Here is a 13,284-nt window from a genome sequence, read left to right as displayed (position 1 = left end):
TCAGGTCTCAATGCAGGTTGGGCTGGGGGCCAGCGCCGTGTTCGTCGATGGGATAGCCGCGCTCGAAGCGATCGAGGCGCAGGAAACGGGCAACCGGGTGGGTTTCGTTCTTTGCAATCAGATGCGCAAAACAAAAGCCGGAGGCCGGCGTTGCCTTGAAGCCGCCGTAGCACCAGCCGCAGTTCAGGTAGAGATTGTCGACCGGTGTGTGGCTGATGATCGGCGAGCCGTCCATGCTCATGTCCATCACCCCGCCCCAGGAACGCAGCACACGCACGCGCGACAGGCCGGGGATCATCGTCACCCCCTCTTCCATGACATGCTCGACCGTCGCCAGATTGCCGCGCTGGGCATAGGAATTATAGCCGTCGATCTCGGCCCCGAACACCAGGCCGCCCTTGTCCGACTGGGAGATGTAAAAATGCCCGGCGCCATAGGTGATGACATGATCGATGGCAGGCTTCAGCCCCTCGGTGACAAAGGCCTGCAGCACATGGCTTTCGATCGGCAGCTTCAGGTCCGCCATCTGCCCGACGCGCGAGGTGTTGCCTGCAGCCGCCAGCCCAAGCTTGCCGCAGCCGATGAACCCTCGTGATGTCTCGACACCCGTCACAACGCCATTGTCGCGGCGAATGCCGGTGACCTCGCAGTTCTGGATGAGATCGACGCCAAGACGGTCGGCGGCGCGGGCATAGCCCCAGGCAACCGCATCGTGACGCGCCGTGCCGCCGCGCTTTTGCAACAGGCCGCCCATGATCGGAAACCGGGCATGATCGAAATTCAGGAAGGGCAGCATCTTCCTCAAGGCAGCGCGGTCGAGCAACTCGGCCGGAACACCCTCCATCCACATGGCATTGCCGCGGCGGATATAGGCGTCGCGCTGGCCGTCATTATGGAAGAGGTTGATGATACCGCGCTGCGACAGCATGGCGTTGTAGTTGAGCTCCCGCTCCATGTCTTCCCAGAGCTTCATCGAAAACTCGTAGAACGGCTCATTGCCGGGCAGCATGTAGTTGGAGCGAACGATGGTGGTGTTGCGGCCGACATTGCCGGAGCCAAGATAGCCCTTTTCCAGCACCGCAATGTTCTTCAGGCCGAATTCCTTGGCGAGATAATAGGCCGTCGCCAGCCCATGTCCGCCACCACCGACGATGATGATATCGTAAAACGGTTTCGGTTCCGGCTGACGCCAGGCCGGCTTCCAGTTGACGTTGCCCGTCAGTGCATTTTTAACAATGGAAAATGCCGAATACCGCATGCCAGTCCCAACTCACCTAACCATGTTGCAACGCACATTTGCATATGCCAGGGCGAGCGCAAAGACTACCTTGGCACAGACCGGCCAGATGCGCCGCGCTGTCGCAGCTCTATCCGAACGGGACCCAGGACGCAGTGCCAAATGCAGCACAGTCGAGAAAATTTCACGCGCGAATCTTGAAAAGACCGGTAAGGAATGCGGATGTATGATGCGCGTTCCGGATGTTGGAATTCAACATCTGCGGGATATGGGAGATTATGGCCGTGGACGGCAGGAAGGCACAGGAAGCACAAATGCTCGACATTCTGGAACAGGCGGCGGTGGCTGCGGGGAAAGCGATCCTCGACGTCTATCATGCCGGACCGGAAGTCAGCTACAAGGCCGACTGTTCCCCCGTCACCGATGCCGACGAGAGCGCCGAAAAGATCATTCTCGACATTCTGGCCTCCGCATTTCCCGATATCCCCGTGGTCGCTGAAGAAGCAGTGGCAGCCGGCCATATCCCCGATATCGAAGGCCAGTCGTTCTTCCTTGTCGATCCGCTCGACGGCACCAAGGAATTCGTCGGCCGCAACGACGACTTCACCGTCAATATCGCGCTGATCGAAAAGGGCGAGCCCGTCGTCGGCGTCGTCTACGCACCGGCAATCGGCATTCTCTATGCCGCCACCCGCAACAAGGCGAAAAAATCCGTCGTTTCCGGCCAGCGCGCTATCGGCCCACCGACCATCATCGGCTGCCGCAGCCGGGGCGACAGGCTGGTGGCACTGGCTAGCCGCTCGCACAACAGCCGGGAAACCATGACCTATCTCGCTGAGCACGGCATCACCGATTACGAATCCATCGGCTCGTCGCTGAAATTCTGTCTGCTCGCCGAGGGACTGGCCGATATCTATCCGCGGCTGAGCCGCACGATGGAATGGGATACCGCAGCCGGCGACGCCGTCTTGCGCGCGGCCGGCGGCGAAACGCTGACGATGGATGGCAATCCACTCATCTACGGCAAGCGCAACCAGACATCCGACGTCGATTTCGCCAATCCCTTTTTCGTCTCACGTGGCAAGGACTGACCATCAGCGGCCGTTGCCGGTGGCAAATCTCGATGGCAGCCGGGGATTGACGGGCAAGAGCAGCGTCATTCCCCTTTGAAAAACAACGGCCGAGCGAACCGGCCGTCCCCTCTGCTCCGCCAGCGTCTACCCTTCTCCTCACCCGCAAAGGAGAACGGACCCGATGAGCGAAACAACCGTCAACCTGGAACTGCCCTATATCCTGCCGTCCCAGGCGCAGAAGCACGTCACCCACAATGAAGCCCTGCAGCGGCTCGATGCGCTGACCCAGTTGACGATCACCGCCTCGCTCTCGACCCCGCCATCCGATCCGCAGGAAGGAACGTGTTTCAATGTCACGGCGTCCCCGGTCGCCGCCTGGGTGGGAAAGAGCGGCAAGCTTGCCTTCCGCCAGGACGGTGACTGGATCTTCATCACGCCCAAGGACGGCTGGCGCGGCTGGTTTGCGGCCGAGGACCGCTTGAAAGTTCACAACGGCAGCGACTGGGCCGTCTTTGACGCGATCGGCACGCCGGCGTTTCTCGGTATCAACACCACCGCCGACAGCACCAACCGGCTCGCTGTCGCAGCCGCCGCCACGCTGTTGAGCCATGACGGGAGCGGGCATCAGATCAAGGTCAACAAGGCGGCGGCAGGCGATACGGCAAGCCTTTTGTTCCAGACGGGCTGGTCCGGCCGCGCGGAAATGGGCCTGACCGGCTCGGACGAGTTCGGTGTCAAGGTCAGTGCTGACGGTGCGTCCTGGAAATCGGCGTTGAGCATCACCGCGCAGGGCCATGTCCGCATGCCGCAGCGGCCATTGGTACGCGCCACGCGCGGCGGCGGCGTGCTGACGCCCGCTTCCGGCTCGCAGACCGGCTTTTCCACCTTGAGCATCAACCAGGGCGGTTTCGCGCTGGGTGCCGCCGTGGCGGGCGGCGGCAGCCGCCTGATCGTCCCGATCGCAGGCCCCTATCTGATCTGCCTTGGCATTGAGGCCAATCCAACCGGCGCCTTTTCCGTCACCGTCAAGGTCAACGGCACGACGGTCATTGCCAGCATCAACGACAACGATGCAGCCTCCGCCTCCTACGGCAATTGCGCCATCGGCATGGCGATCCTCAATGCCAACGACTGGCTGGTGCTGGAACACACCGGAACCACACCGCTCGATTTCGCCTATGACAAGACGGAACTGACGGTGGTGATGCTGTAGGCGAAGCAGAAACGCCGTGTCAGACCGGCACGGAGTCATCCGTGGTCGCGACTGCCGATCCTTCGAGCGTGACTTCCTCGGTCTTTTCCGGCGGCTTGATGCGGAACCAGGCGAGGTACAGCGCCGGCAGGAAGAGCAGTGTCAGGACGGTACCGACAATGATGCCGCCCATCATGGCATAGGCCATCGGCCCCCAGAAGATTTCCCGGGCGATCGGGATCAGCGCCAGGCTGGCGGCCGCTGCCGTCAGCATGATCGGCCGCATCCGGTGCTCGGTCGCCTCCTGCACCGCTTGCCACGGCGCTAAACCTTCGGTGCGCAGATGTTCGATCTGCACCACCAGGATTACCGAGTTTCGAATGAGAATGCCGATCAGCGCCAGGATGCCGAGAATGGCGACGAAGCCCATCGGCGAATTGCTGAACAGCAGTGCCGCCACCACCCCGATCAGCGCCAGCGGTGCCACGGCAAAGACCAGGAACAGTCGCGAAAAACTCTGCAGCTGGATCATCAGGATCGTTGCCATCACGAACAGCATCAGCGGCACGACGGCGGCGATCGGCGCCTGGCTCTTGCCGCTTTCCTCGACGCTGCCGCCGACATCAATCTTGTATCCGGCCGGCAGTTTTTCGGCAAAGACGTTCACGTCCTTGGACAGCTGCGCGACGATCGTCGCCGGCTGCGTTGCATCGACAATGCCGGCCTTGACGGTCAGCGTCGGCAATCGCGACCGGCGCCAGACGACCGGCTGTTCCATTTCGTAGCGAAAGCTTGCAACAGCTGCCAAAGGCACGGAATTGCCGTTGGTTCCGGGCAGCTGCAAGTCCCGCAGCAGCTCGATCGACTGCCGCTCGGACGCCTTGGCTCGGGCAACGACGTCGATCAGATAGATATCGTCGCGAACCTGCGTCACCGTCGTTCCACCGACGATGCCGTTGAGAGCCGAAGCGATATCCTGCGAGGTGACGCCCAGCTGGCGGGCCTTGTCCTGCAAGACATCGACCTTGATGACGCGGGCCGGCTCGTTCCAGTCGTAGACGACATCGCCGAGCAGCGGGTTGCGGCCAAGCACGCTGCCGAATTCCAGCGCCAGCTCGCGCACCTTGCCGATATCCGGTCCGCTGACCCGGTACTGCACCGGCCGTCCGACTGGCGGGCCGATGTCGAGCAGCTTCACATAGGCATCGGTGCCGACGAAGGTTTCCTTCAGATATTTCTGCAGATCGGCCCGCAGCCTGTCGCGGACTTCCAAGCTCTTGGTGACGATGATCGTCTGGCCGAACGACGTATCCGGCGGCTGGACATCGAACGAGAGAACGAAGCGTACCGCACCCTGCCCGACATAGGTCGAAAAGCGCTCGACATCGGGATTGCCGACAAGCTTGTCCTGCTCGAACTTCGCCATCTGCGCGTCGGTATCGGTAATCGAGGCGTTTTGCGGCAGAGACCAGTCGACGATCAGCTCAAGCCGGTCAGACGACGGGAAGAACTGCTGCTGGACGCGGGTCATGCCGAACAGCGAGATGGCAAAGACCACCACCGTCAAGGCGATCGTCGTCCATTTCCAGCGCATGCACCAGCCGAGCACACGGGAAAACATCCGCGCAACCCGGCCTTTCTGGTCATAGTGCTGCTTCATCGTCTTGGGCAGGATGGTCACGCCGAGCAGCGGCGCAAAAACCACCGCGACGATCCAGGAGACCACAAGCGAGACGGCAATGACGACAAAGAGCGTGAAGGTGAATTCGCCGGCGGCGCTGTTGTTGAGGCCGACGGGAATGAAGCTGGCAACGGTGACCAATGTACCCGTCAGCATCGGAAACGCCGTTGACGTGTAGACATAAGTCGCCGCCTTGCGCAGCGAATCGCCCGTTTCCAGCCGCGCCACCATCATCTCAACGGCGATCATCGCATCATCGACGAGAAGCCCGAGCGCAATGATCAGCGCCCCGAGCGAAATCCGCTGCAGCGATATGCCGAAATAGGACATGACGACGAAGGTTATGGCCAGTGTCAGCGGGATCGACAGGGCAACCACGAGGCCCGCCCGCACGCCGAGACTGACGAAACTGACGAGAAGAACGATGACGACGGCCTCAGCGAGGCCACGGGTAAAGCCGGATACCGCTTCCTCGACGATCACCGGCTGGTCGGAGACCAGATGCACCCCGACACCGACAGGCAGCTCGGCTTCCACCTGGCTTATCTTTGCCTCGACGTGATCGCCGAAATCCAGAAGATTGGCGCCCTGCTTCATGCCGATGGCAAGGGCTATTGCCGCTTGGCCATTGTACCGGAACAAAGCCGACGGCGGATCGGTATAGCCTCGGCTGATGGTGGCGATATCGGTAAGGCGGAAAAAGCGGTTGTTGACCTGCAGATTGACGGCCCTCAGGCTGTCCTCCGACGAGAACTGGCCATTGACGCGAACGCTGACACGCTCGCCCTCAGCCTGCACGACGCCCGAAGGCGCAATCGCGTTCTGGGCCTGCAGCGTGGCAACCACATCGTTCTGGTTGATGCCGAGAGCCGCCAATTGGCGGGTCGAAAATTCGAGATAGATCACCTCGTCCTGCGCGCCGACGATATCGACCTTGCCGATATTCGGGACCGTCAGGATTTCGCGGCGCGCGGTCTCGACGTAATCGCGCAATTGCCGCTGGGTCAGACCATCGGCGGTAAACGCATAGATATTGCCGAATACGTCACCGAAGCGGTCGTTGAAGGATGGCCCGACGACACCGGAGGGAAACTCTCCGCGAATATCGCCGATCATGTTGCGCACTGTCAGCCAGATCGAGGCGACATCCCGCGCCTTCGTCGTATCCTTCAGATTGACGAAGACGAGCGTCTGGCCCGGCGTGGTGATACTGCGCGTGTAATCGAGCGATTCCAGTTCCTCGAGCTTGCGCTCGATCCGCTCAGTCACCTGAAGGGTGGTTTCCTCGACCGAGGCGCCCGGCCATTGCGCCGAGATCGTCATGGTCTTGATGGTAAAGGACGGATCCTCTTCGCGGCCAAGGCTCAGGTAGGAGAAAAAGCCGAGCAGGCCGAAGACGATCATGAAATACCAGACCATCGATGCGTGATCGAGCGCCCAGTCCGACAGGTTGAATTTCTTCATGACTGCGCCTCGTCTTCGACTTTGATCTTCTGGCCGTCCTCGAGGCTATGAACACCGGCCGTCACAACCCGAACACCGGCCTCGATGCCGGACGTGATGACGATCCCGTTGCCGGCCTGCGGCCCGGTGACCACTTCGCGCGTCTTGACCGTCGCGCCCCCCTCATCGACCACCCACACATAGGATTTGCCGTCGCGCACCAGGATCGCGGTTGACGGCAGAACCAGCTGCTCGACGATGGTCTGCTTGAGAGTGGCGGTGATCGTTGTTCCGAGCCGGAAAGCGGCTGGTGGGTTTTCCAGCGCGATCTTGACGCGGCGCGTTCGCGTTGCAGGATCCGCTGCCGGTGCGACCTCGCGAACCACGCCGTCGACCGTGATGGCCGGGTCGATCTGCAGGGACACCAGAAACGGCGTACCCACCGGCAAAAGCGCATTGCCATCCGGAACATCCACCACCGCGTCCCTTGCATCCGGCCGGGCAACAGCTACGACAGTGGCGCCGGCTGCGACCACCTGGCCAACTTCCGCCCCTGTCTGTGTAACCACACCGTCGAAGGCGGCCTTGACCTTGGCGTAGGAAAGCTGCTCTTCGGCCTTCGACAAAGCCGCGCGCGACTGGACGACCGACGCTTCGGCCGCAGCGCTCGCCTGTTCGGTACTTTCCACCGATGCCTGCGTTTCCGTGCCGATCTTGAACAGCGCTTTCGTGCGCCGCTCGACCGAAACGGCATTGGCAAGCGTCGCTTGCGCATTGGCCAGATCAGCCCGCGCCGATCCGACGGCCAATTCCAGCGCTGTCGGATCGAGTGCCGCCAGAAGCTGGCCGCGGGTGACGGTATCGCCGATATCGACATCGCGAGCGACCAGGAGGCCCGTCACACGCGGCCCGAAATTTGTCTGGACCTTCGGTTGTACCGTTCCGGCAAAACTGGGCGCTGGCAGGCGCTGGGGAACCACGATTTGCGACAGAACCGGGCGAATGACCGGTTCGCCCTTCTCTTCCTTTTTCTGGCACCCCGCAAGGATCAGAAGCATGACTGGTACGGACAGCAGCCCCAGCAGGATCCGGTTCATTGCGCCTGCTCCTTGATGACATCGACTGACTGGCCGGGGCGCAGCATCTTGGCGCCCTCGATCACGACGGTTTCACCCTTGGCAATGCCTTCGGAAATAAGCACACGGCCCGTCTCGTAGGAGGCCACTTTCACGGGTTTGCGGCTGACCGTGCCATCCTTGCCGTCTACGACCCAGACTGCTGGCCGGCCATCCAGTGCAGACAGCGAGGTCCAGGGCAGGATGATCAGCTTGGCCGGCTTGGAGCTGGCAAATCCGGTCACCGGGGCGCCGAGCGTCATGCGATCGGGCGTCGTATCCATGGCGATCTTGACGCGCACGGTTCCGGTCGTGGTATCGATCGTCGGCGAGACCTCGCTGATCACTCCTTCTGTCTTGACCGAGGGATCGCTGACCAGCGCCAGCTGAATTTTCGGCTCGGCCGGCTTTTCGAACAGCAGCGATTCGTAAACATCGAAGATCGCATCGCGAGGCCCGTCCCGTGCGACGGAAAACATGGTTTGCGCTGCCTGAACCACCTGGCCCGTTTCGGCGTTGCGCACGGTGACGATGCCATCGGCATCGGCCTTCAGTTCCGTATAGGAGAGCGCATCGCGGGCGGTACCCAGCAATGCCTTCGACGATTCGAGCGATCCCTGGGCCGTCTGCAAAGCCGTCTGCGCCTGATCGAAGGCTTCTTGTGTTGTCGAATTCTTCGCCAGCAGCGACTTCTGCCGCTCGAATGACGCGGAAGCCTGCGTGACCTGCGCTTCTGCAGCCCGCACCGCCGCCTCGGCCGCCTCGACATCGGCTTTCTGTTCGCTGGGATCGATCCGGGCCAAAACCTCCCCGGCTGTCACATGCGAACCGACATCGGCCAGCCATTCCGTTATCTGGCCGCTGACGCGAAAGGAGAGATTGGTCTGGACATGGGCAACGATCTCACCGGTCAGCGTCACCGTCTGCCGGTGATCGACAAATTCGGCGTTCTGCGCCCGGACAGTCGTTTTGACCGTTTCCGCGGGCTTGGTCTCGCCCTCGCAAGAAGTGAGGGCCAGGGCTGCGAACGAAACCAGCCACCAGCCGGACCAATGGGGCTTTAGTTTTTTATCCATCTCAGTCCGCTCATTCCGATATTCAAGCTGAACCATTTATTGTGGCCCCTCAATATACGCACACCGCACCGATGACAAGCGGTTGGGTTTGACGGAAATCATTCGTTACAAGATGAGCAAATGTGCCCCTCACCGCATTGGCGGCAAAAGGAAGCTATGCGGATTTCTTCCATAAGCATAGCGAAAACCGCAGGTTGAGCGATAGAAGGCTCAACCGGACGGCCGTGCTGGAAAACATCTGCGGGGACGGCGGCTTAAAGCCGGCTGGCGCTCGCCGTGGCAAGCAGACCGGCCATCGAGCTTTCGTTGAAAGGCTTGGTGATGCGGGATATGTCGCGCAAGGTTGCGGGAAAAGTGAAGTCGTCGCCATAGCCGCTGACAAAACCGAAGGCTACGCCATGTTCGATCAGGCTTCCGGCGAAGTCGAAGCTTGTTTGCGAACCCAGATTGACATCCAGAAAGGCAAAATCGAAAGACTGTTTCTCGATCAGAGCCTGCGCCTCGGCAATATTGACGGCAATCTCGACATGGTCGATGCCGATCGATTTCAGAATATCCTCGGCTTCCATGGCGATGATGAAATTGTCTTCCAGCACCAGGACACGTTTGATCGACACTGGGATTTCCTTGGGCGTCACCGGTAGGGCTCCTGTCCGAAAATCGCCCTGCACGGTTCGAGCGCAGGCCTTGAGAGCGACAAGTATGACAAGAAGGCGGAGAGGGCATTTAAATAAGACACGTCCCGCGACGATAGTGATCCGCGCCGCCCGAACCTCATATGCCGCCCGAACCTCATATGAAGGGGCGGAGCTTTTCGCGATATCCCTCCCAGCCCGATATTTTCATCAACCCCTCGTCATCCAGGATATCGCACCCCCGGTCGGCCCAGCGAATCAGCTTGCGCTCACCAAGTTTCTTCAGAGTCTTATTGGTGTGAACAATGGAAAGCCCGAGCGTATCGGCCACATGTTGCTGCGTGATCGGAATGGACACGCGTTCGCCCTTGAAGAGGTTGCATGCCCTGGCACGTTGATAGAGAAAGGCCAGCAGATAAGCTGCGCGTTCGAGCGCAGAGCGCCGCCCAATGCTGAGGAGATTTTCATCGAGGATGCGTTCTTCCTGGGCGGCAATCCAGGTGAGATCGTAGCCAAGGTCGGGATAGTTCCGGTAGAGCGTACCGAGCTTGTCGCGTTCGAAAACGCACAATGTCACCGGCGAAAGCGCCTCGACCGAATGCTGCATCTCGCCCATCAGGCTGCCCTGCAGCCCGATCAGATCTCCCGGCATCATGTAGTTGAGGATCTGCCGGCGTCCGTCATCGAGCATTTTATAGCGGAAGCCCCAACCGGACAGAACCGTGAAAAGATGAGCGCTGTGCGATCCCTCCACCAGGATCGTTGTTCCCGCATCGACGGCCAGTTCGCCGGTCTTGAAGTTGGAAACGAACTCCAGTTCATCCGGCTTGAACTCGCGGAAATGTGGGAGGGCACGCAAAGGACATTGTTCGCATGGCGTTTGTCGGTTGTTCCGGGTTTTAGGCGCGGCCATTCGGATCCTCTATGCATGATTCGGGGCAGGAAATCAGAGCGTTGATTTCTCAAGAAAATTACAGCCTCGTCGGGTTCCGGCAAGGGGCGTTTTCAAGGCAGCGGTAGACTTATCCGCATCGCGCGCCTAGTTTTCCGCTCAAGCTCGGGCCGACAAGCCCGATCATCAGCGCATGAACGAGACGGAAGAGCAAATGAATCATCCAGCCTTCGCCAATTACCATGTCGCCGTCGTGACCGGAGCAGCATCCGGGATAGGATTTGCCGCCGCCAGGCGCTTTGCCGGACTGGGCATGAACGTCGTTCTTGCTGACCTGCCGGGTGAGCGTCTGGACAAAGCCGCCCGGGAAACGGCAGCCATCTCACCGCATGGCCCCGGCAGCGTTGTTGCGATCGCGACGGATGTATCGAGCACCGATTCTCTCAAGGCTTTGGAAGCTGCGGCAACCGCACGCTTCGGCCCTGTGCATGTGCTGATGAACAATGCCGGCATCCAACCCGGCAGTGCGGTTTTCGGCTCGCAGGATGCGTGGGAAAAAGTGTTCGCGGTCAATCTCTGGGGTGTCATCAACGGCTCGCGCATCTTTGCACCCGCGATGATTGCCCACGGCCAGACCGGTCTGATCATCAACACCGGCTCCAAGCAGGGCATCACCACCCCGCCCGGCGATCCCGCCTACAATGTCGCAAAAGCCGGCGTCAAAGCCTTTACCGAAGCGCTGCAGCACGAGTTGCGCAATACGCCCGACGGCAACATCACCGCCCATCTGCTGATCCCCGGCTTCGTCTATACCGGGCTGACCGCAAACGGCCGCACCGAAAAGCCGGATGCCGCCTGGACCGCGCAGGAGACGGTCGATTTCATGATGCGAAGCCTTGAAGACGGCGATTTCTACATTCTTTGTCCGGACAATGACGTTGCGCGTCCGATTGACGAAAAGCGCATCCTCTGGGCCGCCGGTGATATCATCGAAAACCGTCCGCCACTATCGCGCTGGCATCCGGACTACGCCGATGCATTCAAGGCATTCCTTGCAAAGGATAGACCGGACATCAGCTGAGAGCGGCTGCGACGGTTGACCGTTGGAGCATTTATACGGTGGACAATCTGTTCACGCAGAAGCGCTGGCGCAGCACTCTGTTTGCTGCTTCTGTGCAGTCAAAGCAATGGATTTGAAGACATGACAAGCGGCATCCACCACATCACCCTGATCACCCGCAAAGTGCAGCCGAATGTCGATTTCTATGCCGGCTTTCTCGGTCTTCGGCTCGTCAAGCGGACGGCGGGTTTCGAGGATGCGGCACAGCTGCATCTCTTCTACGGCGATGACGCAGGCTCACCGGGATCGCTGATATCGTTCCTGGTCTGGGAAGATGGAGCGCCCGGCCGCGTCGGCCATGGCCAGCCGAGCGAGGTCGCCTTTGCCATTGCGCCTGAAAGCATCGGCTTCTGGCTCACCCGGGCGCTGCGCTACAATGTCACGGCGACCGGCCCGACGCATGAATTCGGCGAGCCCGTCATCCGGCTGAAGGATCCGGACGGCGTCATCGTCAAGCTTGTCGGCAGCGACGCCGTGGCCACCCCTGCCCTCCATGCGACCAGCGACATTCCGCAGAAAGATGCGATCCGGCGGCTGCGCGGCGCAACGATCCTGACGGCGACGCCCGACGGCACGGCCGCTTTCGTCACCCGGCATTTCGGCTTTGCCGAGGCAGACAGGGCGGATGCGATCCGGCGCCTTGTCTCGCAGTCCGGCGATATCATCGACGTGCGCGATGCAGGTGGTTTCTGGACGGCGGCGCCCGGTACCGGCACCATCGATCATATCGCTTTCCGCGCCACCAGCGAGGCAGCGGTCAAGGATCTGCGCACGCAGCTCGAGGCGGAAGATGCAGGCGAGATCAACGCTCATGACCGCAAATATTTCTATTCGCTCTACGTCCGCGAGCCGGGCGGAACACTGTTCGAATTCGCCACCGATGCGCCCGGCATGACGGTCGATGAAAGCCCGCAGACGCTGGGAACGAAACTGTTCGTGCCCGAGCATTTCGGCGGCAATTTGCAAGACAATCTCGTCATGCTGCCGCAATTCGGACTGCCCGGCGAGGAGCGCTTCACAGAGCGCGACCTGCCGTTCATCCACCGCCTGCACCAGGCGGATAACCCAGACGGCACCACGCTGGTCCTGCTGCACGGCAGCGGCGCCAACGAAACCAGCCTGTTGCCGCTCGGCCGCCAGATCGCGCCGAATGCCTTGCTGCTCAGCCTCAGAGGCCGCAGCACCGAGGAAGGTCACCCGCGGTTCTTCCGCAGGCTCACGCCCGTTACCTTCGACCAGAAGGATATTGCGTCGGAAGTGGAAGCCTTCGTTGCGATGATCGACGGGGCTGTTTCGGCCTATGGCCTTGACCGCGACAAGATGGTTTTCGTCGGCTATTCCAACGGCGCCAACATGCTGATCGCCACCATGCTGCTGCATCCCGGGCTGATCCGCCAGGCGGCGTTGTTGCGGATGATGAACCCGCTGGACACCGTGCCGGAAGCAGATCTTTCCGGCACCGACATCCTGTTGGTAACGGGAAAGACCGACGGCTATTCCCGCTATGCAGCGCCGCTGGAAGGCGTGTTGCGCGGAGCGGGCGCAACACTTTCGACCGTCACCCTGAATGCCGGACACGAGATCGGCCCCATGGATGCCGACGCTGTGCGGGAATGGCTGAGAACAATCGCCGACTGACCCCGTAAAGACCGGTAACGAACCCTGAAACGATTATCTGGCGAGAGCGACACCCCACTCTCCGTCATCCTCGCCCTTGTGGCGGGGATCCAGCGACCCGACGTCCGTCGGGTCAAACGACCATTTCAGTTCAAGGACTTGAACTGGCTGGATGCCCGCCACAAGGGCGAGCATGACGGAGG

At 60.9% G+C, this 13,284-nt stretch carries 10 protein-coding genes; 4 read left to right on the top strand and 6 right to left on the bottom strand.

Annotated features, from left to right (window positions below; translation table 11 throughout):
- Positions 1-7 precede the first annotated feature (7 nt).
- Positions 8-1,258, bottom strand: coding sequence for a sarcosine oxidase subunit beta family protein (locus tag ACP7BS_RS14800; RefSeq protein ID WP_426238714.1), 1,251 nt, complete (start codon positions 1,256-1,258; stop codon positions 8-10).
- Between the two features lie 293 nt (positions 1,259-1,551).
- Between ACP7BS_RS14800 and cysQ the strand changes: the two genes are divergently transcribed.
- Together cysQ and ACP7BS_RS14790 are read left to right on the top strand one after the other, a co-directional pair.
- The gene (cysQ, locus tag ACP7BS_RS14795) at positions 1,552-2,328 is read left to right on the top strand and encodes a 3'(2'),5'-bisphosphate nucleotidase CysQ (protein WP_426226857.1); all 777 of its coding nucleotides are present in this window, start codon (positions 1,552-1,554) and stop codon (positions 2,326-2,328) included.
- A 163-nt stretch (positions 2,329-2,491) separates the two neighbouring features.
- Positions 2,492-3,523: a DUF2793 domain-containing protein gene (locus tag ACP7BS_RS14790; protein WP_426238713.1), complete on the top strand. Its 1,032-nt coding sequence runs from the start codon at positions 2,492-2,494 to the stop codon at positions 3,521-3,523.
- Positions 3,524-3,542: 19 nt separating this feature from the next.
- On the opposite strand, the gene ACP7BS_RS14785 is transcribed toward ACP7BS_RS14790, so the two are convergent.
- The 5 genes from ACP7BS_RS14785 to ACP7BS_RS14765 all read right to left on the bottom strand — a co-directional run bounded on the left by ACP7BS_RS14785 (position 3,543) and on the right by ACP7BS_RS14765 (position 10,365).
- A complete protein-coding gene (locus ACP7BS_RS14785; protein ID WP_426238712.1) occupies positions 3,543-6,647 on the bottom strand; it encodes an efflux RND transporter permease subunit in 3,105 nt (1,034 codons plus the stop codon).
- A complete protein-coding gene (locus ACP7BS_RS14780; RefSeq protein WP_426238711.1) occupies positions 6,644-7,723 on the bottom strand; it encodes an efflux RND transporter periplasmic adaptor subunit in 1,080 nt (359 codons plus the stop codon). The genes ACP7BS_RS14785 and ACP7BS_RS14780 overlap by 4 nt, the downstream gene beginning before the upstream one ends.
- Positions 7,720-8,817 carry an efflux RND transporter periplasmic adaptor subunit gene (locus tag ACP7BS_RS14775; protein ID WP_426238710.1) on the bottom strand — a complete coding sequence of 366 codons (1,098 nt, stop codon included), beginning with the start codon at positions 8,815-8,817 and terminating at the stop codon, positions 7,720-7,722. Before ACP7BS_RS14775 ends, ACP7BS_RS14780 begins: the two co-directional genes overlap by 4 nt.
- A gap of 254 nt (positions 8,818-9,071) precedes the next feature.
- Positions 9,072-9,434 carry a response regulator gene (locus ACP7BS_RS14770; RefSeq protein ID WP_426238709.1) on the bottom strand — a complete coding sequence of 121 codons (363 nt, stop codon included), beginning with the start codon at positions 9,432-9,434 and terminating at the stop codon, positions 9,072-9,074.
- Positions 9,435-9,609: 175 nt separating this feature from the next.
- Entirely contained in the window at positions 9,610-10,365 is a 756-nt protein-coding gene (locus ACP7BS_RS14765) for a Crp/Fnr family transcriptional regulator (protein WP_426226846.1), read from the bottom strand.
- Between the two features lie 193 nt (positions 10,366-10,558).
- Here ACP7BS_RS14765 and ACP7BS_RS14760 point away from each other — a divergent pair, with 193 nt between their 5' ends.
- Together ACP7BS_RS14760 and ACP7BS_RS14755 are read left to right on the top strand one after the other, a co-directional pair.
- The gene (locus tag ACP7BS_RS14760) at positions 10,559-11,425 is read left to right on the top strand and encodes an SDR family NAD(P)-dependent oxidoreductase (protein WP_426238708.1); all 867 of its coding nucleotides are present in this window, start codon (positions 10,559-10,561) and stop codon (positions 11,423-11,425) included.
- A gap of 120 nt (positions 11,426-11,545) precedes the next feature.
- Entirely contained in the window at positions 11,546-13,102 is a 1,557-nt protein-coding gene (locus ACP7BS_RS14755; RefSeq protein WP_426238707.1) for a VOC family protein, read from the top strand.
- Positions 13,103-13,284 lie beyond the last annotated feature (182 nt).

The organism is Pararhizobium sp. DWP1-1-3 (genome assembly GCF_049896125.1).
In the GTDB taxonomy this organism is placed as follows: domain Bacteria; phylum Pseudomonadota; class Alphaproteobacteria; order Rhizobiales; family Rhizobiaceae; genus Pararhizobium.
Note: the sequence above shows the minus strand (reverse complement) of the source record. Positions and strands in the feature narration are given on the sequence as shown.

What these genes read in the sequence shown, in the direction of transcription:
- ACP7BS_RS14800 (WP_426238714.1), bottom strand. Translation starts at nt 1,258, where the DNA reads ATGCGGTATTCGGCATTTTCCATTGTTAAAAATGCACTGACGGGCAAC.
- cysQ (WP_426226857.1), top strand. Translation starts at nt 1,552, where the DNA reads ATGCTCGACATTCTGGAACAGGCGGCGGTGGCTGCGGGGAAAGCGATC.
- ACP7BS_RS14790 (WP_426238713.1), top strand. Translation starts at nt 2,492, where the DNA reads ATGAGCGAAACAACCGTCAACCTGGAACTGCCCTATATCCTGCCGTCC.
- ACP7BS_RS14785 (WP_426238712.1), bottom strand. Translation starts at nt 6,647, where the DNA reads ATGAAGAAATTCAACCTGTCGGACTGGGCGCTCGATCACGCATCGATG.
- ACP7BS_RS14780 (WP_426238711.1), bottom strand. Translation starts at nt 7,723, where the DNA reads ATGAACCGGATCCTGCTGGGGCTGCTGTCCGTACCAGTCATGCTTCTG.
- ACP7BS_RS14775 (WP_426238710.1), bottom strand. Translation starts at nt 8,817, where the DNA reads ATGGATAAAAAACTAAAGCCCCATTGGTCCGGCTGGTGGCTGGTTTCG.
- ACP7BS_RS14765 (WP_426226846.1), bottom strand. Translation starts at nt 10,365, where the DNA reads ATGGCCGCGCCTAAAACCCGGAACAACCGACAAACGCCATGCGAACAA.
- ACP7BS_RS14760 (WP_426238708.1), top strand. Translation starts at nt 10,559, where the DNA reads ATGAATCATCCAGCCTTCGCCAATTACCATGTCGCCGTCGTGACCGGA.
- ACP7BS_RS14755 (WP_426238707.1), top strand. Translation starts at nt 11,546, where the DNA reads ATGACAAGCGGCATCCACCACATCACCCTGATCACCCGCAAAGTGCAG.